The sequence below is a fragment of the Agrobacterium larrymoorei genome (assembly GCF_037722385.1).
Taxonomy (GTDB): Bacteria; Pseudomonadota; Alphaproteobacteria; order Rhizobiales; family Rhizobiaceae; genus Agrobacterium; species Agrobacterium larrymoorei_C.
Genome location: NZ_JBBKAQ010000020.1, coordinates 1 through 22,523, shown reverse-complemented (window position 1 = coordinate 22,523; position 22,523 = coordinate 1). Strand labels below are relative to the sequence as shown.

Genomic DNA, 22,523 nt, shown 5'->3' with positions numbered 1-22,523 from the left:
TCGGTTGGTCTACTGGAGCGAAGCCCAGCAGCTGACACCTTTCTTCTTAAGAGCATTGCATGCATTGACTGCATCATTCTGACCGTCGAAGCCGCCGAAACGGGCGCGGTACATCTGGCCGCCGTCCTTGGTGAAGGCGACCGTAAATGGCTTGGCGGTACGCAATACATTGCCGCCCTTATCCTGCGCATTCTGAAGCAGGTTGCGCGCGGCATTCTCGTCTGGAGATGCACCGATCTGGATCACCCAACCAGCGCCTGCAGATGGTGCTGCGGGGGTAGAAGGGCCTGTCGATGCGGTCACGATGTTATCGACCTTCGTGGAGTTGGTAACCACGGAACGATCAGGTTTCATGCTGACAGGAGGAACAGGCTTTACCGGAGTGCGCGGGCGCGTTGCGACATCCATGGCAGCAACTGCTGCATTGGCTTGCGCTGGCGCGAATGCGGAGACCGGGGCCTCTTCGCCGTAACGCTGCTGCGGGACAGGACCGGCACTTGGAAGACCGGAGGCTGGCGCGGTAGCGGCTACCACAGCAACGGGTTCTTCGATCGGAGCCGAAGGTGTTGCCGCAATCAGGTTGCTGTTGCCGCCGCGCGACGCTTTCGGCAGGTATTCTGCAACGAGCTTGCGCATGGTGGCATCACGGGCGGCACTGGAGCGACCGCCGAGAACAACAGCCACGATAGAGCGGCCGTCGAGCTGGGCCGACGTTGCGAGGTTGCTACCTGCCGCGCGTGTGTAACCCGTCTTGATCCCGTCAACGCCGCGAACCGTACCGACCAGACGATTGTGGTTGCCGATCACCTGCTTGCCGAAGGTGAAGGTGCGGGTGTTGAAGTAGCCGTAATATTGCGGGAAGTGCTGGCGCAGCGCGATGCCAAGACGAGCCTGATCGCGCGCTGTCGTCATCTGCGCGGTATTGGGAAGGCCGTTGGCGTTGCGATAGGTGGTGCGCGTCATGCCAAGCGCACGCGCTTTTGCCGTCATCATCCGTGCAAAACGTTCTTCCGAGCCGCCTAGATGCTCACCGAGCGCCGTTGCCATATCGTTGGCGGAACGTGTGACAAGAGCGAGAATGGCCTGTTCGACGGTGACCGAGCCACCAGCGCGTACGCCAAGCTTGGACGGAGGTTCCTTAGCGGCGTTTGCCGAAACTGGAACTTTGGAATCGAGGGTTATGCGCCCAGCGCTCAACGCTTCGAACGTGAGGTAAAGCGTCATCATCTTCGTCAATGAAGCGGGATAGCGCAAACCATCAGGATCTTCACCGTAGAGAACCTTACCCGTCTTGGCATCAATGACGATGCCAGCATATTTCGGGTCCGCCTTCGCTACCTGAGTAGCGGAAACGGTCGTTGTCGCCACAGCCGCTGCGAACAGCAAAGCCTTCACAAAAGAGGTCGCGCCTACCGCGCGACCAAGCGCCTCAGATAGTTTTTTCAACACAGTTGAACTCTTTAATCGCATGCCACAGATCCGTCCGACACGCCCCGCCAGACAATTTCACGACTGGAAATTTAGGGGAATGACGTTACCAAGTGGTTTATGAATCGTATTCGTGAACCATAAAATGCGGCATTTCCGGCATCTCCTGTTTTCAGACAGAGTGAATCTTTTCAGAATCTTAGCATCGCATCCGCGGTCCCAGCTACGCGGAGAAGACGGTTGGGCGGCGCGTCACTATTGAACCGGCTGCATGCCACTGCTACGTGATGCTGAAATCAAAGGACTAAGAATGGCTTCTCGCGATCGATACTCCCGGAAACTTGAATGTTCGCGCTGTGGACACACCGGATTTGCCGAGGCGTCTGAGATCGATGAAAAAGGCTCTGCTCATGTGGATTTTCGCATCGACGAAATGCCACGCGGTTTTAGAGCGGAACGTCCTTCGACGAACCCGGCCGAGTACATGATCCGGTGTGCCCAGTGCGGCAATATTTTTCGCTTTCAGCAGAAGACAGCTTATGCCCCTGGTGGGGAGCCTCGCAACAGACGTGCGTGACGCCCGTTCGTCCAGACCTGGCATTGTGCGCAAGGAGTTCAATATGAGTCTCGACGCGCATACGGAGAAGCGAGAGCCGCCGCGCAAGCCACTCTGGCCGTGGCTTCTGTTGCTCGTGCTGACGCTGCTCACCATCTACTCGTATCATTGGTTCACGCAGATGGTCGACAACTTGATCGACGACATGCCCGCGGCAATTGTCGAACTTCTTGACCAGCTTTTCGGCGAGGAGGCACGGCGCGTGCGTCCTGCACCGGACCAGAATTGGCGGGTTGTAGAGCCCGCACGCTGAAGACAGCACAAAAAAGCCCCGCGAAATTGGCGGGGCAGGTTGTTCGCTCGGGGAAAGTTGGGCAATGCCCGGGAGCGATGGGTAAAACGCTACGGCTAAAAGTAGATTGATGCGAGGCCATCTTGCGTCAAACCGGTACGCTCGCCAAAAAAACGTCAGTGAATGCGACCTATTTGCAAAAAAGAACCCGCGCGGAGCGGGTTGTCAGTCGAGAGGGGAACTGAGACTGGGAGTCTCAGGGAAATAACGGCCGATGGCTAAAGAAGTTGCGAGAGGGAAACGATTTTCCTCAAATTATTTGACTGTCCTTCAACGCGCGCTGTCCCCGGACAATACGCCACGAAGTAAGCCTTCCAAGAAAAAAGCCCCACCTTCAAGGCGGGGCGAGGTGTTACCTGATTGGCTCTCAGGACTTGGGAGCTCCCCTGAAATGAGGGGAACAATGCTGGATTAACCCAGCGGTCGTTGCATCGAAAGGTCAATGCATCGAGGATCGGTACGGTCGTTTAAAAGAATTATCTCGAAGGCCTTTGGGCTACGCCAGTCCGATTTTACGACTGGCTCAAGCATTCATCGGGTGTTCAGAGCTCCTGTGGCAGATTGACCGTGCGTTGAGTGGCAAGCTTATGTGCCAGCTCATCTGGAGATTTCGCCATGAAGAAAGTTTTGCTTTCCGTTCTTGCCGCGGCGCTGACCACGGGGACGTTGTTTGCCAGCGTCCAGACGGCGTCCGCGCAATATTATGATGGACCCTATCGCTACGAGCGCCGCGGTCCTCCGCCTCCACCCTATCGCGACCCGCCGCGCAGGCACCGTCATAACGACACCGGTGCTGTGATCGCTGGCGGTATTGCTGCCGGTCTCTTGGGTGGCATCATCAGCGGCGCCATCGCCAATGATAGCGGCCCGCGCTATGTGGAACCCCCACCACCACCGCCCCCGCGCTGCTGGCTGGAAGATCGCCGGGTGCCGAATTCCTACGATGGTGGTTGGCACATGGAGAGTTTCCGGGTCTGCCAGTGATCCAAGATCATGAATGCAAAAGCCGGCGAAGACGCCGGCTTTTTTGTGACCTGTGAGGAGAACGGCAGCAGTTACGCGCTCGCGCGAACCTCTTCGGATCCCTTGGTATCGGCGCGGTCTGACAGCTTTTCCAATTCATTCAACAGCTTTCCTGGCAGGCATGGCTTTTGACAGAACGCCGAAGTCGCATAGCGCTGTGCAAGCTGCCGCCCATCGGCATGGCCGGAATGAAATACGAAAGGAACGCCGCGTTCAGACAGAGTGTCGGCAATAGGGAAGACTTCGCCATCGATCAAGCGTACATCGAGAACGGCGCAGCTTGGCGTGTGGTCTTTGAGATATAGCGATGACTGCTCGATACTGGCAAAGGGTCCTGCGACATCCCAGCCGGCCTCTTCGAAGGTCATCTGGAGGTCGAGGGCTACGAAGATTTCGTCTTCAACGATGAGTACCGATTTGCGTGTCATTTAAAACCGAACGTGGCAGAGTAAGAATATGATGGAGTTCGGAGCCTTCGAGCTTGGTGTCAATCGCGCCTCCCAATTGCCGTGCGGCGCTTGACAGTAGAAGAGTCCCAAATCCTTTTTCCCCGAATGCTACAACGGGCTTTCCTATCGTTTCGTTCCATAGCAGATAAATATTTTCGTTATCTTCCTTCCAACTCACATTCAGCTTTCCATCGCTTTGGCCAAGCGCACCGTATTTCAGCGCATTGGTTGACCATTCGTGGAGGATAAGGGTCAGCGGCGTGATGCATTTTGCAGGAATCGGAAGCGACGCGTGCGAGATTTCGATGCCGCCCTTTTGCTCATAAGGCGCAAGAATGGTCTTCACCAGTTCGGAGATCTCGACGGGGCCGGTGCGCTTCTGGTTTGACGCCAGAGAATGCGCGTTGCCGAGCGCCAGAATACGACCTTCTACGTCTGCGACCAGACTTTGCACCGTGTCATGCTTGCGGCCGGCCATGCGCAAGATGCCGCCTATCATGGCGAAGAGGTTCTTCACCCGGTGGTTCATCTCGTTCAGCATCAGTTCGCGTGTTTCCGCAAGCCGGTACTCCGCTGTCACATCGACAGTCACGCCGATGATCCTCGGGGACTCGGCGTCGCCAACGTAGCGTCCAAACACCTTGATCCAGCGAGGACAATGCGTGGAGTTTAGCTCCGTCGTCAGGTCGAAGCCGCCATGGTCTATCTCCGCCTGCTGGATTGCTTCGAGGACTTGGCTTCGGTCGTCGTCGCGAATTTTCGCGAGGAACTCTTGCGTGCTGAGGTGATTGCTCTGCGCCTGTAGCAACTCTCTTGTCGAGCCTCCAAGCAGAAACTCCTGGCGGTCCGGCAGATATTCCCACACGCCGATGCCCGCGGCTTCGACGGCGAGTTCATGCCGGTTCTGTTCGCGCTGCAACTGTGTTTCGACGCTTACCGCATGCGAGATGTCGGTCATGACGATCGTTGCGCCGGTGATTGTACCGTCAGAGGTTTTGTAAGGCAGGATCCGCAGCGTAAAGGTCTTGCGCGTTTCTTCGTGCCAGACAGTATCCTGGTGATCGACACCATCGTCCATGACATGACGGACATGATCGAGATAGTCCGGGGTCAAGAGGCGCGTGGTGACATCCGAAATCGGGCGGCCACGATCAGATGCCTGCAGCGGGAAGATCTCGGTTGCCGCGCGGGTGAAGGACCGCACACGCAGGTTTCGGTCCAAAACGATGATGGCGAGGTTGGTGGAATCGAAGAAGTTGCGAAGATCGGTATTGGCGATCGTCAACTGCTCGATCTTGTTTTTCAGCTCGTCATTGACCGTGGTGAGCTCTTCGTTCGTCGACTGAAGCTCTTCGTTCATCGACATCATTTCTTCGTTGGAGCTCTTCAGCTCCTCATTTGCCGTCTCAAGCTCTTCGGTTGCGGAGCGAAGGCGATGCTTGGCCGAGCGCAATTCGCGCTCGAGGGCTTCGACATGCCCGTTGCTGGGTTCAAGACTGATGAGGTCGCTTTCCTCGAGCGGCGTGAACTGCCCGGCATCCTGAAACACCAGGAGGAACCTGTCATCATCCACCGGATCGCAGATGATGTCTGTCGTCAGCGAGCCAAATTCGGTGATGACCTCAACCTTGCTGGATATGACACGCTTCTTCGCTGAATGGGCTTGACGCAGCAGAGGTCCGATCTGCTCCTTAACGCCGGGGCGGGCAAGCGAGGCAGCGCTGGTCTCGTTGGAGCGGGACACCGGAAAATCGAAAAAGCGGCTCAGCTTGCCGAAGGCTGCCATGATCTGACCTTCCTGGTCCAGAAGCATGCTGGCAGGCACGTATCGCTCAAGCAGACGCGACACGACGGTTTCGTCGTCGCTTCTGGCTGCGTCATGCTGAACATCGGAGCCGCCCGGTCGGCGACCCTGATCCTGGCGTCCTCCAGGAAGCGGAATGGGATAAGTCGGAAGACCCGGCAGTCTTTCGAAAAGCCGCGCCTTCTGGTCGATGCTGGCGAAAACCGTCTCGAACCGACCAACGCTTTCGGAGGGACCAAGGAAGAGAAACCCGCCCGGTCGCAACGCATAGTGGAAGAGCGGCATGATCGTCTTCTGCAGCTTGTCATCGAAATAAATGAGCAGGTTGCGGCAGGAGATCAGGTCGATCTTCGAAAAGGGCGGATCCTTCACAAGGCTGTGGCCGGAGAAACGGATCATGTCCCGGATCTGGCCGACGAAGTTGAAGCGGTCCTTGTGCGGAATAATATAGCGCTCGTGCAACGCGGCCGGAATGTCGGCCAGTGCGGCATTCGGATAAGAGCCCGACCGGGCGATCTGCAGCATGCTCTCATCGATATCGGTCGCGAAGATCTGAACATCGCATAGAATCTGTAACTCGCGGGCTGCTTCGGCAAACAGCATGGCGATGGAATAGGCTTCTTCGCCACTCGAACAGCCGGGCACCCAAACGCGCACGCCTCCGTCGCGTGCTTCCTGGCTCTGGAGGAGAGGCCGGATCGCCCGGTCGCGCAGAACGTCGAAAAACTCCCGGTCGCGGAAAAATCGCGTGACGTTGATCAGCAGATCGCGAAACAGCGCTTCGCACTCGTCGTGATCGCGCTGCAGCCGATGCAGATAGTCCTTGGCACGCTCTATGCCTAGAACGTGCATTCTGCGTTCGATACGACGAATGAAGGTGGTCTTCTTGTAGCCGGAAAAGTCGTGACCGACGGAGTTGCGCAAGGTTCTGCACAGATCGTCGATATGATCCTCGACCAGAGAGGGCTGCTGATCGGCGTGGCCCTTCGTGCGTCTGAAGAAAAAGCCGTTGATGCAAGCGAGAATCTTATCGGGCGGCTGGATGAAATCGACAAGACCCGTCCCGGCAGCTGCAAGCGGCATGCCGTCATATTTCGCCGTAGCCGGCTCCTGGGCGACGCACAAGCCGCCATTCTCCTTCACCGCACGAAGGCCGGTGGAGCCATCTGCGCCGGTACCAGACAGGATAACGCAGGCGGCATTGCCGTTTTGGTCATTCGCGAGCGAAATGAAAAAATCGTCGATCGGGCGACGCAACCCACGTGGCTGGGCGAAATTCGTCAGCTCGAGCGTACCGTTGGAAATGGACAGACCATGTCCCGGCGGAATGATAAAGACGGTGTCCGGCTGGATACGCTCTCCGCCCTGACATTGTTTCACGGAAAGTGCCGTATGCCTGCCGATCAGTTCTGCCAGCATGCTTTCATGGTGCGGATCGAGATGCTGCACGACGACGAAGGCGAGGCCGGTCGGGACTTCAGCAGAGCTGAACATCTCGCGAAGAGCCTCCAGTCCTCCTGCAGATGATCCGATGCCGACGACGGGCACATCCTGGGCTTCTGCACGTTGGTCCAAACTCAATCCCTCAGGGTCCGACCAGACTGGCTCTGGTCGCTCTTATCAAGCTCGGCCAAGGTCACTTTTGCCTGCGCAATCGTGGTGGCGGAGCTTGCGATCGTTGCCAGGCTGCCTTCAATGATGACATTATGGCCCTCAAGCATGGGCTGAATACGCGTGATGGTCGTGCCCAGATCAGTGTTGTATTTGTCGAGCAGGTCGGGTCTCGTCCGGCTGATATCGAATTGCGATGCGAATATGTATTGGACGTCGCCGGATGAGGAACTCAGCTTCGACATGAACAGCAAGTTGACGAACGGGCGGCCATCCTTGCGGAAATTGACGATTGGTGTGCGTATCACCGACGAGGTTGGCCGAGACAGGAAGGAGTGAATCTTCGCTCGCGCCTCTTCGTTCGAAGCGCGCTCACCGCCTGCGCCTTGCTGTAGCATCCGGCAATTCTTGCCCAGAACATCGGCGTCGTCATAGCCGGTCAGGGTTTTGAATTGCTGGTTGACGAGGACGAGTGCGTTGTCTCCTTTCGCTTCGGCAAGCGCCAGGGCAACTGTTGCGTTATCGAAAAACTCCCGAAGGGGAGGTAGAACAAGTGACTTCGGCATTATCTCATCAACTCAATGTATTGCTTATCTAATTAAGGTAGATTTCTTGTTTTGATAAGGGCAAGGCGCGAGAAAGATCACTCGCATAACGAAAACTTGCCCTCAATCATGACTTTGATGTCGATGACGATCGACGCAATTCAGACGGTTTAGAGAAGACGTTCCGCGTGCCACTTCAGGTGATCGTCCATGAAGGTGGAGATGAAATAGTAAGAGTGATCGTAACGGTCGTGAAGGCGTAGCGTGAGGCTGATATCTGTTCCTTTGATGGCCTCTTCGAACAGCCATGGGCGCAGGCCGTTTTCTAGAAAACTGTCTGCTTCTCCCTGGTCGATCAGAAACTCTGGAAAGCGCGCACCATCTTCCACCAGTGCGCAGGCATCGTAGGCACGCCAAGAGGCTTGATCTTCGCCGAGATATTTTTCGAGAGCCGGGCGCGACCAGTCCGCAGACGAGGGCGCGACGATCGGGGCAAAGGCCGAGCAGCTCTTGAAGCGGTCCGGGTTTTTCAGCGCAATCGTCATGGCGCCATGACCGCCCATCGAGTGGCCGAAAATGCCCTGTCGGCTCATATCGGCGCGGAAATGCTCACCGATCAGCGCGGGAAGTTCTTCCGTTATGTAGCTGTACATTTGGTAATGCTCAGCCCAGGGCGCCTGGGTGGCATCGAGGTAGAAGCCCGCACCTTTGCCCATCTGCCAGTTCGTCAACTCGTCCGCCACATCGTTGCCGCGCGGCGAGGTGTCCGGGCAGACAATGATGAGGCCAAGTTCGGCCGCAAGCCGGCGATACTCGCCCTTTTCCATCACATTGGCATGGGTACAGGTGAGGCCCGAAAGATACCACAGAACAGGGCAGGGCTCGTTAATCGCTTTTGGCGGAACGAAGACGGCGAAGGTCATCTCGCATTTGCATTTTTCGGAGTCATGCGCGTAAACGCCCTGCATGCCGCCGAAAGCCGTGTTCTGGGAAATAACCTTCATGTTTTGCATCCTTTATGAAAGCGATATTAGCCTGCGAGCGATACGGCGGCGTTGACCGCCGCTGCCACCAGCACCGTGTTAAAGAAGAACGACACTATCGAGTGCACGAGCGTGACCTTGCGCATTGCCGTGGTGGTCACGGCGACGTCGGAGGTTTGCGCCGTCATGCCGATGACGACGGAGAAATAAAGAAACTCGTAAATGCCAGGCGCCTTGGTGTCGGGAAAGTCCATCCCGCCCTTCGGCTCTCTCTTGCCGCCGTCAGCAGATGGCCGCCAGAACAGATGGGCGTAATGGACCGCAGCCATGGTGTGGATCGTCAACCAACCGAGAATGACCGACAAGAAAGATAGGGTCAGCGAAAGCGCCGTTTCGCCGGAATGATTGAGCGCCATGAACAGCGACACCACAGCCACGACGACTGCAAATAGCGTGATGAAGATGATAGCGATCGCGGGAAGATCGTCACGATCGGCATGTGCTTTCAGGTGCGCGGCGGTCAGATAGGGCAGCCTGAGAGCCAGTAAAAACAGATAGGTCAGGAAAAACGCGACGGCAGCGGATTCGATGGCAAGCTTGGGGATGAGCATCAGCGTTGCTGCCAGTACCGTGCCTCCCAGGATCGCAGCGATCAAGAATGGGCGGTGGCGCGTGTAGAGGCTGATCCTTGCCTCAGCTTTCTTCTGGGGTGCGGTTGCCATGCTCGATCACTTATTTATCCGGCGACACAGCCGGTCGAGTGTTTCCAGGAATTGTGAACGGTCGCGCGGTGAGAAGGCGGCGTTATAGCCCTTGCTTTCGCCGGTTTCACGCAGGTGTGCACCGAGATCGCGCATGGCAGTTGCCATTCCGATATTGGCTTGATCGAAAACGCGGCCCGTTGGTCCTGTGACCATTGCGCCATTGGCCACACAGCGACCGGCCAGCGGAACATCCGCGGTGATGACAAGGTCTCCTTCGCCCGCGCGTTCTGCAATCCAATCGTCAGCCGCATCGAAACCGTTGGAGACGATGACATTCTTCACCTTTGGATCACGAGAAGGCCGCAGGCCTGAATTGGCAACGAAGGTAACGTCGAGATCATGCCGTTCTGCGACTTTCAATATCTCCGGCTTCACCGGGCAGGCATCGGCATCGACATAAATCTGCGGCATTGAAAAGGTTCGTCCTTTGCGGTTTTTCCATTGCGCAATCGCTCGGGTGCCCATTTGAGCTTTTTTCCGCCCACGCGCAACATGTTTGCGCTCGCCGGCGTTTCACGGTGCTATCGCCTTGGATACATTTCAAATCATTCATAAATGAAAGAGATTGCCCCTCATGACAGACGTCGAGCAGTCCCCAAAGATCAATCGCCTCGTTTTGCAGCAAGTCATCGCAGGATTGAGCGACGGGCTCATTTTGGTGGAGCCGGATGGCACGATTTCCTGGGCCAACAAAGCCGCGCTTGAGATGCACAGAGTGGAGACGCTTGAGGAGCTCGGCGCCGACATTGCTGCCTATCGGAAGAACTTTACGCTGCGCTATCGCAACAACCATCTGCTCGACGAGGGACAATATCCATTGGAGCGGTTAGTTGCCGGCGAAGAGGTGGACGACGTCACTGTCGAAATCTCGCCGGCCTCCGATCTTGATCTGACATGGGTGCACACGGTACGGGGTCTGGCGATCGAGGATGCGGGATCAAAGCCCGATGTAACGGTGCTGATCATACGTGACGAGACGCCGCTTTATGAAGCCGAGGAGCGTTTCGAAAGAGCCTTCAACGCCAACCCGGCGCCAGGTCTGATCTGCCGCATGGAAGACAAGCGCTTCATCCGCGTCAACCAGGGTTTTATGGAAATGACAGGGTTTACGCGCGAGGAGGTCGTCGGCCGGAGTGTCGAGGAGCTCGGTCTCTTTTCCAATTGCGAGACGGGCCAAGACGCGCTTGATCGGCTTGAAGATGGACGCATCATTCGTCACCGGGAGGCGCTGATCCCGATTCCCGAGGGCGATCGCCTTGTCATCGTCGCGGGAGAAGTGATCGCCGTTGGCGAAGAGCCCTGCATGCTCTTCACCTTTGCCGACCTCGATGGGCGCCGGAAAGCGCAAAATGCGCTTCGCCAGAGCGAGGAGCGCTTCTTCAAGTCCTTCCGCCTCTCGCCGGCACCGACCGCGATTTCTCGACTTGAGGATTTCGTTTTTACCGAAGTCAATGACGCGTTTCTGGAGCTGTGTGGCCGCAAGGAGCAGGAGGTCATCGGCAAGACGGCGAGCGAATTGAAGCTGTGGGACGATGTGAATGCGCGCAGAGAGGTCGAGCGCCGCTTGAAAAGCAATGTGCCGATCCGCGAAGAGGCGCTCAGGATGAACCTGAAGGATGGTGGGATTGCGGAATGCGTCGTTTCCGCCGAACGCGTCGAGATCAACGACCAGCAGTGCGTCATCTGGGCGCTTCAGGATGTGACGGAACGTCGCCGGTCCGAAGACGAATTGATCGAGGCGATCGAAACCGTCATGGCCGACACATCATGGTTCAGCCGAACCGTCGTCGAGAGACTGGCGGGCCTGCGTCAGACATCGAGGGGAACCGCACCCACGGCGTCGCTCAGTGACCTGACGGAACGCGAGGAAGATATTTTGACGCTGATCTGCGAAGGCTGCAGCGACAAGGAGATGAGCGACAAGCTCAATCTGTCCAAGCATACGATCCGCAACCACATCGCATCCCTCTATGGCAAGATTGGCGTCAACCGCCGCGCAGCCGCTGTCATCTGGGCACGCGAGCGCGGTTTCAGCGGGCGCAAATTGCGCAAGACCTAAAGTCTTTCGCTGATTTCGTTGAAAATAGGCCAGTATGTACCAGTAGGATTAGTAGTTTTCTCTCTGATGTGCAGGCTGTCCTCGCTCTATCTTTTCATCATGGCGCCAATGACGGCGACATAACGTTGAAAAGGAAGGAGTTCTAAAATGGATAACAACCGCATCGAAGGCGCAGTTCGCCAGGTGAAGGGCTCGATCAAGGAAGCCGTCGGCAAGGTGGCCGGCAACGTGCGTATGCAGGCCGAAGGCCGCGCCGAAAAGGTGGCAGGCGAAGTGCAAAGCAAGTACGGCGAGTGCAAGGACACCTTGCGCAAGTCCTTCAAGTAAAGCCTGCTGTACGGAGCTGATCGAGATGATGATTTCTTCCGACGAGGCACTGACGCCAGCCGCAAACCCACAGGACTGCAGCCTCTGCGCAGCACTTCAAGCCATCATTGCTTATGCCGATGGTCAAGAAGGAAGCCGTATCACGGTGTCTATGGAGAACGGCCGGGTTGTGCTGACGGGTGAGGTGGAAACGCTCGCCTCGCTCGAATGCGCAGTCTTCATCGCGGAGTGCTTTGCTTCGCGTCCGATTATTTCCGATCTCTCGATCAGACCGACCATCCAATCCATTGCGCCTCGGCGCATGACCAGACCAAAGCTATACCTCAACGATAATAGGAGTTCACTATGAAGAAGCTCGTTCTTGCCACCGCAATTGCTGCCCTTGCCGTTGCACCTGTCGCCCATGCAGAAGCAAAGCGCTCGCACAAGCATATGGAAACGGCGCAGAAGGAGCGTGTCGGCACGCTGTCCTGTGAAATCGACGGCGGCATCGGCCTGGTGATCGGCTCCAGCAAGGCGGTATCCTGCGAGTTCCGTCAGCGCTCAGGTGAAGTCGAACGCTACACTGGCAAGATCGGGAAGATCGGTCTGGACGTCGGCGTCACCGGCAAGCAGTATCTGAGCTGGATTGTCTTCAACACCGCTGAATCCCGCGTCGGTGATGGCGCACTGACCGGTACATATGTTGGTGCCTCGGCGTCTGCCGCAGTCGGTGTCGGTCTCGGCGCAAACGCCCTGATCGGCGGTAACGCCAAGAACTTCGCGCTTCAGCCCTTGAGCGCCCAGGCGGGCACAGGTGTTAATCTAGCAGCTGGTATTGCGAGCTTGCAGCTGAAATCTGCCGGCTGATCCTCCTCGCCGAAACGCCAAAAATGGCGTTAGCATTGGGCCGAATGCGGGCGGTGGATTTCCACCGCCCGTTTCTTTTGATTGATCGTCTTCAAGTCTTACAGTTTCTGCAAGCCAGCGCATGCAAGAAAAGGTCATCACAGTGGGATGGCGACTGCGCCCAGGTCGCAGGCAACAAGCGCACTTTCATTCAACCCGTTCTTTTGAACGCGGTAAGGATGCTCTATCTTCTCTAAATCGATGGATCGTGCTTCTCGATGCTGTGAGAGCGGCTGTAACGCACCCAGATAATACGTTCCGCCACGGCATGAAGTGCTGCACCGACCGCGCTTCCCAGCAGCACCTCAGTGCCCCGATACATCCCGACTTCCCATAAAGGTGTCTGTGCGGTGGTTGTCAGGAAGACGATGGGACAGGTCCACATGCACACTTTCAATGACGGATAGCGCCGAGCAATGATGGCTGCTAGTCCAACGGCGATCGCAATTTCTCCGGCCGCTCCCACGCCGAACTGTTGCGACGCTGTGCCGATGACGACCGCTATAATAACGCCAAGCAGTGTGCCGACAAACCGCCCGATGGTGGCCTGGCGCGTATCGCCAAGCTTTTCCTGACCGACGATGATGCCAGACATTGCCGCCCACACGGGATGAGGAAGCCCGGCCATCTCCGCCATGACGAAAGACAGCGTCGCGGCTCCGGAGCAGCGCAAAACAAAAGCCAGGTCGCGGACGCGTGTCTCGTTCACCTTCGTCTTCCTTTACCGCAGGAGATTGGTGCGCGCGAGTTCGACCACCTCATCGCCGCGGCCACTGATGATGGCCTTGAGCATGTAGAGGCTAAAGCCCTTGGCCTGTTCAGCTTTTATCTTCGGCGGCATGACGAGTTCCTGTTTTGCCGTCACGACATCCACCAGCACCGGTCCCGGATGCGCAAAGGCCGAACTCAAGGCCCAATCGACATCGACTGACTCTTCGACCCGGATGCCCTTGATGCCCATCGCATTGGCCATCGCGGCAAAATTGGGATTTTCGAGATCAGTCCCGGTATCCACATAGCCCGCCGCTTTCATTTCCATCGCCACGAAGCCGAGCGAACCATTGTTGAAGACGACAATTTTCACCGGCAGATTGAGTTGCGCAAGCGAGATGAAATCACCCATCATCATGGTAAACCCGCCGTCACCCGAGAGTGACACGACCTGCCGATCAGGGGCTGCTGCTTGCGCACCGATGGCCTGCAGCATGGCATTTGCCATCGAGCCGTGGTTGAACGAGCCGAGTAGGCGCCGTTTGCCGTTCATCGCCAGATAGCGCGCCGCCCAGACCGTCGGCGTCCCGACATCTGCCGTGAAGATCGCATCCTCTGCCGCAAGTTCGCTAACGCGTTGCGCCAGATATTGCGGATGGATCGGCTTGCCGGCGGCGGAAGGTTTTGCCAGATCGTCGAGCCCCTCGCGCGCCTTGACGTAGTTGGCGCGAGCAGCATCGAGAAAATGCGTGTCGGTGCGAGGTTTCAAGCGCGGCAACAGGGCGGCTATCGTTTCACCGACATCTCCAACAATACCCTGCGTCAATGTCGCGCGCTTGCCAAGCGCGCCTGCATCCTGGTCGATCTGGACGATCCGCGCCTTGGTTGGGTAGAAGGCGCGATAGGGAAAATCCGTGCCCAGCATCACCAGCGTGTCGGCATTTTCCATCGCATGATAACCGGATGAGAATCCGATCAGGCCCGTCATCCCAACATCGAAGGGGTTGTCCCATTCAACGTGTTCCTTGCCGCGTAACGCATGCACGACCGGGGCTTTCAGGGCATCTGCCAGCGTAACGACGGCATCGTGATGGCCAGCGCAGCCGCTCCCGGCGAGAATGGTGATGGCCTTGCCCTCATTCAGCAGTTCGGCAAGGCGACCAAGCTCATCTTCGCGCGGAATGATGCGGGGCAGGGCAGGAACGGCTTGAGGGGAAACTGAGGTGACAGGTGAATCGGCGAGAGCCACGTCGCCCGGAATGACCAGCACGGCAACGCCGTTCTGGCCGATTGCCGTGTTCAGCGCGCGGTTGAGGACGCCTGGCATCTGTGCGGGACTGGAAACGAGCTCAACAAAATCCGCGCACTCGCGAAACAGCTCCTGCGGATGGGTTTCCTGAAAATAGCCGAGACCGATTTCGGAGGAGGGGATGTGTGCTGCGATTGCCAGCACCGGAACATGGTTGCGCTTGCAATCAAACAGGCCGTTGATCAGGTGCAGGTTGCCCGGGCCGCAGCTGCCGGCGCAGACTGCAAGTCTACCCGTTACCGCCGCTTCGGCGCCCGCTGCAAAGGCAGCAGTCTCTTCGTGGCGTACGTGCATCCAGTCGATCTTTCCGAGCCGCCTCAAGCTGTCATTCAGCCCGTTCAGGCTATCGCCCGTAACACCCCAGATGCGCTCTACGCCGATGTCGGCGAGGCTTTGTGCCAGTAGATCAGCGACGGTCATGGTCATGGATATCTCCTCTATTACGTCGGTGTTCTCCCTTGAAACCTAGATACGGTTCGATCTAATTTCCAATATATGGATCGAGGCTTTTTCATATATGATATTGGATGACATCGATATCCGGCGACTACGCTACTTTCTCGTGGTTGCCGAGGAAAAGCACTTTACCCGCGCGCCGGACAGGATTGGCATTCGCCAGCCACCGCTCAGCATGCAGATCCGTCAGCTTGAAGAAACGATCGGTGCGCGGCTTTTAACCCGTCACGCCAGGGGTGTGGAACTGACGGCCGCGGGACGGGTGTTTCAGGAAACCGCGCTCGATATCGTCGCTCGTTTCGAAGATGCGGTCACTCAGGTTCGGCGTCATGCGGCAGGTCAAATTGGTCGCCTTCGGTTGGGTTTTGCTGGCGCGACCTATTTTCATCCTTGCATCCCGCACATTATCCGCGCTTACCGCTCAGCCTATCCGGATGTGGTGCTATCACCGGAGCAGAGCAATACGCCCGCACTTCTTGCCGGTCTGCGCGAGGGAAAGCTGGATGTGGCCTTCATCCGCCCGCCGGTTTTGGAGGATGGATCGCTCTCCGTTCGCGCCTGCCTGGATGAGGACATGGTGATTGCGCTGCCTGCCGATCATGCATTGCGAGACCATATCGCTGTGCCGCTTGCCGCTATTGCTGGCGAGAACCTTATTCTCTTCCCGCGGGACATTGGACCCGGCCTCTATGACAGCATCGTCTCCGCGTGCAACGACGCGGGCGTCAGCCCAAAACTCGGCCAGGAAGCGTCGCAGATCGTTTCGATCATTCCGCTGGTTGCTGCAGGCTTTGGCGTTTCGATCGTGCCGCGCTCTGTCGCTTCGATCCGCAATGAAGGCGCCGTCTACCGCTCGATCGCCGGTAAATCGCCTCGTGCGCCGATCGCAATTGCGACAAGGACTGACGATCACGCCAAGTTGGTCACGTCTTTCGTGGTGAGTGCCGTTCAGACCGCCAGATCCAAAGCTTCTGCCGATTCGGCGCCGGAGCAAGCATAAAGCAACGTCATCGAATTGGCTTGCGAAGGTTGTTTAGCAAAGGTTGTTCAACTATTGATGCCGCGCTTGTGATCAAAGAATGCGTAAAGGCCATCATGACAATCCCTGACATAAAGCTTCCCCCGCGCCCTTTGAAATTAAAGCGCGGCGTGCTGTCCGTCCCTTTCGCCTACTACTTTTCTCCTGTGATCCTGCTGGCAATTGCTATCTTCATGCTTGTTTCGGAAGGCCCTGGGATTATCCGGGACTACAAGATCAGCCAGAACCCGGTGGAGATCGAGAATGGTGATCTCAACGGCAGCTGCAAAACCCGCAAAGCCGTCTTCACGACATGCAACGCCAAACTGACCTATGACTATCAAGGCAAGCGTTACAACAGTGACGTCGAGGTGATGTTCGTCGATATCCACTCCGGCGATTACGAGGCGGGCGTTTTCATCTCTGGCTCCGATCCGCAGCTTGCAACGATCTCGCTTGGTCTCGACATGCTGTGGAACCGGATCATCACGCTGGCGATCTTCGCCTTTCTACTTGGCTTCGGCGGTATTGCATTGCTTCTGGCACTCGTCCGATATTTCCGGGCAAAGGCGAAGCTTGCTGAAGCGCAGTCGATCACACTGCTGCCAGTTGCCCTGACCGGCGTTACCAAAAAGCGCGGCGGGGTTTTCCTCACCTATTCGGACACGATTCGCGAAGACAAGACAAAGCGCCAGTCTTTCTCGCTGATGGGCAAGGATGAGACGCCCCTCATTATTGGACAGTCCGAAAAGCACGACATCGCTCTTGCCGCCTGGCAAAAGGACAGTCCTCTGCCGGTGATTCTGGATAATCGTTTGGAGCGCATCGAAATGACCGAGGCGGAGAGGACGCAGGCGCTGTCAGCCATCGCTCCTGATCCAGGCTTGTCGGAAGCCGCACAGACGACACGAACGCAGCCACAAAAATCCGCGGGCGCGTCTGCTATTCAAGGTATGAAAGCATTCGGTATCATCATCCTGCTGATGATCGTCGGCCTCGGAGGTTACTGGCTTTGGTACGTGACCACCGCTCCGTCGCAATTCACGTCACCAGCTATGGACATCAACAACATGATGCCTGAACCAATCAACAAATGGGGCTGCGCCCAGTTGCAGAAGCGGTTCGGCGACCAGAACGCACCGTTTGGATGTGCGGCTGAGGATTATAAGAGCTGGAAGTAGTTCGCACGACGAGCCAAGACTCTATTGTCCTGGCTCATTTCGTGACCCTGCAGGTGCAAGTCATCTGAAAGGCATCTTCGCGCCTACAGCGAAGATCGCCTGGCGCAAAGATGCTACCTGCGTCTGGCATGCGGCTCGTTAATCGAGCTTCTGACGCTATCGGATTCGTGCAGGCTATCTGATAATCACACCATATTCTTGAGCGCCGCTATAGACGTGCGGCCGGTAGCGGTAGTCGCGTCGTGGGCCTCTGTAATCACGCCAATCGCGGCGGTTGTAGTTGCGATAGTAGCGATCTCTCTCGTAGGAGCGGTAGTAGACGCCCGTCGAGTAGTAGCCGCTGCTTCGATAACCACGATCATCAACGCATCCACTTAAGATTCCGACGGACACCAAGCAAATTGCTGCAGTCAAAAGTTTCATGATCTCTCTCCAAATGACGCATATTAACAGACGCTGATGCGCAAGGTTCCAATTCGCTAGCGCTGCTCATGGACAGCAAGCAGCTGAGGTATTCCGCAGGCTTTCTTTTCGTGGAGGAAGAAGCGTGTTTGTATACTTAAGGCGGCAATTGGAAAGGGTCGCATAGGTGCACGAGTGACTATCACCATGTCACACCCCCGTATGTGCGGCCGTGAAGGCATTGGGTAAGGCTTGAACGTAGGGAGGATCGCACGGTGCAAATGCTCTGCGCCGAAACACGTTGTCATGTTCTGAAAGATGACGCCAAAAACAACGACCGCTCGGGACGGTCGTAAAGTGGCGGATGGGGTGTCTGTCACAATGAGAAGGAAAAGGCCTTGTTTTCCGGGGTAGTCTTGGCCTTCTCTCCGTTCCGATACCCGCAATCGTACCCGCAAAAATGTTGTGATTTTCAGCCGGTTTTTTTGAGGGTGGGTTCGCTCTCGCGGGCGTCCTGCCAGACTTTGACGTCGGATACCCGCCACCTGGAGCAGTTCTCGCCCAGCTTTACGGGCCTCGGAAAATTTCCTTCGTTCATCCAGCGATAGAGAGTGGACGTCGCAACCTTCATGATGGACGTGACCTCTTTAAGGGTGAGATAGCTGTCGAGCCATACGAGATTTGTGGGATTGTCGGACATTGGCAACTCCAAACAGGATGAGGGAAGCCGGCTCTTGGCCGGTTTTTGTCCGCAAGGGAAAGTATGCTACGATATGGGAAGGAATGTCAATGTATGCGAAGAGGTGCGCGGCTTAAGATCACTGCAGAGCACCGTTCTTTAATTGGGCGAGGTCATGTCGGCATATAAGCCGACATGTTCTTCTGTTTTCTGGAAGTAGATATGCTTCAGCCGATCGTTTGGCGTAAACTCCGGGATCAAGTCTGCACGACCGCCGCAAGCCTTGAACTCGGCAAACGGAAAAGGAACCCAGCTTAAGGGGTCTTTTTCAGAGTGCCAATCTGGATACCCGAAGGCGTACTCCTTGCCGCACTCAACACAGTTGTTCATGCCAAAAGTTACGGTCTTATTCAACCCTCCGCACCACGGGCAGCAGACCCCGTTGGAGAAACATGAGACCGGGACCGGCAAACGACGCAATGCCTTACTAAACTCGTCGTCGGCGCTCACTCTGCATCCCCTTTTTTTGCTTTAGTAGTTCGACCGGCCATCTCGTCGAGCCGATCGAGCTTGCCGCGCATTTCGTCCGTGAACCGCGCGACGTTCGCTGGATCGGCTGCGCGAGCATGACGCTCGGGAAGGGTAAGGATGTCTCCGGCCCACGCCGCCGCGCTCTTCGCGATGTAGGAGCAGAGCATGGAGAAGTGTGCTTCGGTCAGCTTAGACATGAAGGGAGGCCTCCAACAGATAGAGGGCGTGGAATGGCATTTCCTGCCCAGAAGTAAACTCTTCGCAGCCGCCGTCGTCGAAATAGCGGTCTGCGTCGTGGCGGCACGCTTCATGCCAAGGGAAATTCCGATGGTGCCCGTCATATATCGAGTTTTCACGGACATACTAAGAGCCTGGTAGCACCTCGTTGCAGTACCAAATGCAGGCGTGGGACTTCCGCGCCTTGACGGCTGCGCGTCTCAGGAGGACGTAGCTCATCCAGCACCTCCCGGTTGGTGTGGCTCTCGGGGGATGAGGGCACGGACCGCATTTGCCGCGCATGATTCGCAGTCTTCCCCGTCGAATTTTTTATGGGCGCAAAGGTCGTGTTTGCTTGCGATGCCTCGGTCGAAACTTTCTTCGATTGTCTTTGCCGCGTCCTCCAGCGCTTCCCGGTTGGCGTCCTTCACCCGCTCATCTGCTTCCAATACCGCAGCAGCGGCACGCTTGAGAAGATCCGGCATTTCCTCGAGGCCCTTCGGCCATTTCTTCTTGGCGGCGTAGAAGCCGAGTTCGTGCATCAGGTCGGTCATTCGGCGTTCCCCTGTTTTGATACAGGCGACATGACCCGCAATACGTCAAGGGCTTCTTCGACCATTCGTTCATGTCCGTGATGAGGGGTTTCTCCATCCCGAATGAAATCTGAAACGGCATCCAAATCGCCCGGTCCAAGCATGCGAGACGCTTCCCAGCCGTCCGCCGTCCGGATGAAATCGCCAGGCCTCACATCGAAAAAAAAGGAGCGCGACTTGATAGCAATCGGATCAAAAAGCGGGGGGACTGTTCCAATTCTCTTCCCCCTTGGAAAACCGGAACCCTCTCGGTTGGAACGTTTACCCCGTGGGATCTCATCAAGTACTCGAGGCCTTACTCCCGAACATCGCGGACGGATAAGGACAGGTATTTTCCGTTAGCTAATTCGTTTGTGACCATGCCGTTCATGCTGTCTTCAATTCTCTCGATCTTCCTCATTCCGCGTTTCCTTGCTTAGACGCGATGCCGGCGTCAGCCAGCGCTATGTTGAATGCATCAATCGCGCTGGTGTCGCTCTCGCCTTCGCCGAGGTCGTTCCCTCGCACGTCGGTAATGATGACACCATAGAGCGGTTCGCCCGCGGTGATTTTACCCTTGGCTATGTGCCAGTGGATCTCGGGATGTTCGCGGTCGAAAGCCTCAACGGTCGCCGCCAAGTCCTGCGTTGGTGTGGACCGGTAGGCTGCGGCGAGGGTCCTCAGGGCGCGATACAGTTCGCCGTTGGTGTCGGCTGGTGCTCGAAGCGTGTGGTATGGGCGCGGGTTGTCTGCGAAATCGAGAGCAATGGGGAGTGACATTCTCACGCCCAGCTCTTTTGCATCCTGCTCCTTTGCGGAGAGATAGGAACGAACGACACGGGCGATGTCACCCGCGCGGACGTTGCCAATGATCCGGGTAGCAGGCACCCAAGCTTCTGCGCACTCTAGAAGGGCGGCCAGGACTTCTGTCGCGGTTCCGTTGTCTGGCGCGGTGATGGTCGCGAGCTTATTCTCCCCGATTTCCTCGATCTCGAAGAATTTGCCTCCACCGCGACGGATGGTGCTGGAGGAGTGGCATAAACGGGAAACGCAGCGTGCCAATCGTGCTCCTCCTGTTGGTTCGGAGCTGCGAGCCAGAGCCGTTTAGTGTCTCTTTTATGCTGCGCCATGCAAACGGCTCGGCGTCCGTCGACAGGGCGGCGTAAATTATTTTAACGCACTCTCGATCACTAGCGACAAGAGCCATGTGGTGATGGACCTCGTCAGCTTTCCGCCAGAGTGCGTCATCAAAGCCAGCAGGCATTGGGGTTCTGTCCTCATCGGCCATGATCACCGGCGCTGCATCCGTCGATAGTGCAGCTTCAAGCTCTGCGAACTTCTGCGAAAACTCCATCGGGTCGACGTCGTCCAGAGAAATGCCGCGATCCCCACAGTCTACGATGAACAGGAACATGAAGTCGCGCGCTGCATTTGCTAGTCCACTCTGGCCGATCGTCGCATCCTGTGATGACCGGACGGCAAAGAAGCAATACTGCGGCGGGATATTCAAACGAGGGCTTACTGCAGACGAAGTTCTCATTCTGCACGATGCCATCCGAACATATCTCGAAGCCGTTCGAGCTGGCGAAGTCCGGATGTTCCGCATTGGTCAGGGTAGTGCCGTTGTTTAGCACCAGCATGTAGTGCTCAGCACCACATCTTCCGCTATTGCCTAAGCCATTGAGGCCAAGCGCCGAGGTGAAGATGTGGCTATCCTGGCTGATAGAAGGGAGCAAGCAATTACCGTTTTCGGCGGCATGTCTGCGAACGGTCTTAGTGTGATCGACAGTTACAAACCAAACGCCTGGGGCGGGCTAGCACGCCATATTATGCAGAGCGCTATGGCGCGAGTTGGGCAACTAATAGCGTCCTGCCGAACAATTTCAACAGAGAGGTGCGGCGTCGCCTAGAGGAATTGGATATCCCTGTCTATCATAGCGAGGGTTTGGATAAGGTCAATGTAGCTAACAAACGCATTGTGTCTGTGAGGACAAAGGAAGGCAGGATGATCAACGCCGACTATTGGCATGACGGATCATACTCAATCTTGCTCGCTGTTCGCGCTGGCTGTTCTTACATCATGGGCCGGGAAGCAGCTGGAACGGGCAAGGAGGCTAACAATGGTTGGCAGGGCTTGTCTGGAGCTTACAGTGACGCTCGATTCCAGCCGAGCCAGCCATAGATCCATTCAACATGCCCGGAGAACCGTCAAGTGGTCTGATCTTCGGGGTGTCACCGACGCCCGTTGGCAAGGTTGTTGGCGCGGCGGATTTCGATACCGTGCAGGCTGTCTGCTTTCGCTGGACGCTTACTACGGGCTCGACCAGCTCCTACCCCATTCCGAACGTAGCCCCGCGCAACTTTGACCCAGCGCGATATGAACTGCTGGCGCGTGGTTTTGCATCCGGTCAATACACACTGATTGAGCATGTCTTCAACAATTACCCGGCGTCTAACGTATACGATTTCAACAGTAGGGCGGTCGGGTCGCTGGATTATTACGACGCGGCCGGCACAGGCTTGAAGTACTATCAGGCGCTGTATGCTGGTGACTACGCGTCCGCTGAGATGCATCGTCAGACGATCCTGGACCACACGTACGGTCTATTTTACTGGCTTGCCTACTATCCTGATGCTCGTATCCCAGCGGCGGTTCGAA

26 protein-coding genes are annotated in these 22,523 nt (G+C 56.7%); 11 read left to right on the top strand and 15 right to left on the bottom strand.

Annotated elements, in window-relative coordinates:
* Nucleotides 1–9 precede the first annotated feature (9 nt).
* The gene (locus WKI41_RS19090; protein ID WP_340195057.1) at nt 10–1,470 is read right to left on the bottom strand and encodes an SPOR domain-containing protein; all 1,461 of its coding nucleotides are present in this window, start codon (nt 1,468–1,470) and stop codon (nt 10–12) included.
* Nucleotides 1,471–1,738: 268 nt separating this feature from the next.
* Here WKI41_RS19090 and WKI41_RS19085 point away from each other — a divergent pair, with 268 nt between their 5' ends.
* From WKI41_RS19085 to WKI41_RS19075, 3 genes are all read left to right on the top strand, one after another.
* Nucleotides 1,739–2,005: a hypothetical protein gene (locus WKI41_RS19085; protein ID WP_340195056.1), complete on the top strand. Its 267-nt coding sequence runs from the start codon at nt 1,739–1,741 to the stop codon at nt 2,003–2,005.
* Between the two features lie 43 nt (nt 2,006–2,048).
* Nucleotides 2,049–2,297: a hypothetical protein gene (locus tag WKI41_RS19080; protein ID WP_340195055.1), complete on the top strand. Its 249-nt coding sequence runs from the start codon at nt 2,049–2,051 to the stop codon at nt 2,295–2,297.
* A 654-nt stretch (nt 2,298–2,951) separates the two neighbouring features.
* A complete protein-coding gene (locus tag WKI41_RS19075) occupies nt 2,952–3,320 on the top strand; it encodes a hypothetical protein (protein ID WP_340195054.1) in 369 nt (122 codons plus the stop codon).
* A gap of 71 nt (nt 3,321–3,391) precedes the next feature.
* On the opposite strand, the gene WKI41_RS19070 is transcribed toward WKI41_RS19075, so the two are convergent.
* From WKI41_RS19070 to WKI41_RS19045, 6 genes are all read right to left on the bottom strand, one after another.
* A complete protein-coding gene (locus tag WKI41_RS19070; RefSeq protein WP_340195053.1) occupies nt 3,392–3,787 on the bottom strand; it encodes a response regulator in 396 nt (131 codons plus the stop codon).
* Nucleotides 3,759–7,187, bottom strand: coding sequence for a CheR family methyltransferase (locus tag WKI41_RS19065; RefSeq protein WP_340195052.1), 3,429 nt, complete (start codon nt 7,185–7,187; stop codon nt 3,759–3,761). Before WKI41_RS19065 ends, WKI41_RS19070 begins: the two co-directional genes overlap by 29 nt.
* Before the next feature lie 2 nt (nt 7,188–7,189).
* Nucleotides 7,190–7,789: a PAS domain-containing protein gene (locus tag WKI41_RS19060; RefSeq protein WP_340195051.1), complete on the bottom strand. Its 600-nt coding sequence runs from the start codon at nt 7,787–7,789 to the stop codon at nt 7,190–7,192.
* 149 nt (nt 7,790–7,938) lie between these two features.
* Complete coding sequence (gene fghA / locus WKI41_RS19055) at nt 7,939–8,772, bottom strand: S-formylglutathione hydrolase (protein WP_340195050.1); 834 nt, start codon at nt 8,770–8,772, stop codon at nt 7,939–7,941.
* A 26-nt stretch (nt 8,773–8,798) separates the two neighbouring features.
* Nucleotides 8,799–9,473, bottom strand: a complete 675-nt coding sequence (locus WKI41_RS19050) for a DUF1345 domain-containing protein (protein WP_340195049.1) — start codon at nt 9,471–9,473, stop codon at nt 8,799–8,801.
* Between the two features lie 6 nt (nt 9,474–9,479).
* Complete coding sequence (locus WKI41_RS19045) at nt 9,480–9,926, bottom strand: YaiI/YqxD family protein (RefSeq protein ID WP_340195048.1); 447 nt, start codon at nt 9,924–9,926, stop codon at nt 9,480–9,482.
* A gap of 163 nt (nt 9,927–10,089) precedes the next feature.
* Between WKI41_RS19045 and WKI41_RS19040 the strand changes: the two genes are divergently transcribed.
* From WKI41_RS19040 to WKI41_RS19025, 4 genes are all read left to right on the top strand, one after another.
* Nucleotides 10,090–11,574, top strand: coding sequence for a PAS domain S-box protein (locus WKI41_RS19040; protein ID WP_340195047.1), 1,485 nt, complete (start codon nt 10,090–10,092; stop codon nt 11,572–11,574).
* A gap of 147 nt (nt 11,575–11,721) precedes the next feature.
* Nucleotides 11,722–11,901: a CsbD family protein gene (locus tag WKI41_RS19035; RefSeq protein WP_340195046.1), complete on the top strand. Its 180-nt coding sequence runs from the start codon at nt 11,722–11,724 to the stop codon at nt 11,899–11,901.
* Between the two features lie 25 nt (nt 11,902–11,926).
* A complete protein-coding gene (locus WKI41_RS19030) occupies nt 11,927–12,250 on the top strand; it encodes a BON domain-containing protein (protein ID WP_340195045.1) in 324 nt (107 codons plus the stop codon).
* The gene (locus WKI41_RS19025; protein WP_340195044.1) at nt 12,247–12,750 is read left to right on the top strand and encodes a DUF992 domain-containing protein; all 504 of its coding nucleotides are present in this window, start codon (nt 12,247–12,249) and stop codon (nt 12,748–12,750) included. The genes WKI41_RS19030 and WKI41_RS19025 overlap by 4 nt, the downstream gene beginning before the upstream one ends.
* Before the next feature lie 232 nt (nt 12,751–12,982).
* On the opposite strand, the gene WKI41_RS19020 is transcribed toward WKI41_RS19025, so the two are convergent.
* Both WKI41_RS19020 and poxB read right to left on the bottom strand, forming a co-directional pair.
* Complete coding sequence (locus WKI41_RS19020) at nt 12,983–13,498, bottom strand: FUSC family protein (protein ID WP_340195043.1); 516 nt, start codon at nt 13,496–13,498, stop codon at nt 12,983–12,985.
* Between the two features lie 12 nt (nt 13,499–13,510).
* Nucleotides 13,511–15,235 carry a ubiquinone-dependent pyruvate dehydrogenase gene (gene poxB / locus WKI41_RS19015; RefSeq protein WP_340195042.1) on the bottom strand — a complete coding sequence of 575 codons (1,725 nt, stop codon included), beginning with the start codon at nt 15,233–15,235 and terminating at the stop codon, nt 13,511–13,513.
* 91 nt (nt 15,236–15,326) lie between these two features.
* On the opposite strand from poxB, the gene WKI41_RS19010 reads away from it, so the two are divergent.
* Together WKI41_RS19010 and WKI41_RS19005 are read left to right on the top strand one after the other, a co-directional pair.
* Nucleotides 15,327–16,265: a LysR family transcriptional regulator gene (locus WKI41_RS19010; protein ID WP_340195041.1), complete on the top strand. Its 939-nt coding sequence runs from the start codon at nt 15,327–15,329 to the stop codon at nt 16,263–16,265.
* Nucleotides 16,266–16,360: 95 nt separating this feature from the next.
* On the top strand, nt 16,361–17,464 hold the full coding sequence (locus tag WKI41_RS19005; RefSeq protein ID WP_340195040.1) for a hypothetical protein: 1,104 nt from the start codon (nt 16,361–16,363) through the stop codon (nt 17,462–17,464).
* Nucleotides 17,465–17,638: 174 nt separating this feature from the next.
* Here the strand turns inward: WKI41_RS19005 and WKI41_RS19000 are convergent, their stop codons facing one another.
* The 6 genes from WKI41_RS19000 to WKI41_RS18975 form a co-directional block, all read right to left on the bottom strand.
* Entirely contained in the window at nt 17,639–17,887 is a 249-nt protein-coding gene (locus WKI41_RS19000) for a hypothetical protein (protein ID WP_340195039.1), read from the bottom strand.
* 451 nt (nt 17,888–18,338) lie between these two features.
* Nucleotides 18,339–18,566, bottom strand: a complete 228-nt coding sequence (locus tag WKI41_RS18995) for a helix-turn-helix transcriptional regulator (protein WP_340195038.1) — start codon at nt 18,564–18,566, stop codon at nt 18,339–18,341.
* Between the two features lie 138 nt (nt 18,567–18,704).
* Nucleotides 18,705–19,055: a hypothetical protein gene (locus tag WKI41_RS18990; RefSeq protein ID WP_340195037.1), complete on the bottom strand. Its 351-nt coding sequence runs from the start codon at nt 19,053–19,055 to the stop codon at nt 18,705–18,707.
* Entirely contained in the window at nt 19,052–19,273 is a 222-nt protein-coding gene (locus WKI41_RS18985) for a hypothetical protein (RefSeq protein WP_340195036.1), read from the bottom strand. Before WKI41_RS18985 ends, WKI41_RS18990 begins: the two co-directional genes overlap by 4 nt.
* A 255-nt stretch (nt 19,274–19,528) precedes the next feature.
* Nucleotides 19,529–19,846 carry a hypothetical protein gene (locus WKI41_RS18980; protein ID WP_340195035.1) on the bottom strand — a complete coding sequence of 106 codons (318 nt, stop codon included), beginning with the start codon at nt 19,844–19,846 and terminating at the stop codon, nt 19,529–19,531.
* 435 nt (nt 19,847–20,281) lie between these two features.
* Nucleotides 20,282–20,926 (bottom strand): hypothetical protein, encoded by a 645-nt coding sequence (locus WKI41_RS18975; RefSeq protein WP_340195034.1) that lies wholly within the window; start codon nt 20,924–20,926, stop codon nt 20,282–20,284.
* A 742-nt stretch (nt 20,927–21,668) separates the two neighbouring features.
* Between WKI41_RS18975 and WKI41_RS21765 the strand changes: the two genes are divergently transcribed.
* Nucleotides 21,669–22,046 (top strand): hypothetical protein, encoded by a 378-nt coding sequence (locus WKI41_RS21765; RefSeq protein WP_425341080.1) that lies wholly within the window; start codon nt 21,669–21,671, stop codon nt 22,044–22,046.
* 11 nt (nt 22,047–22,057) lie between these two features.
* A partial coding sequence (locus tag WKI41_RS18970) for a hypothetical protein (protein WP_340195033.1) occupies nt 22,058–22,523 on the top strand: 466 nt, incomplete at its 3' end.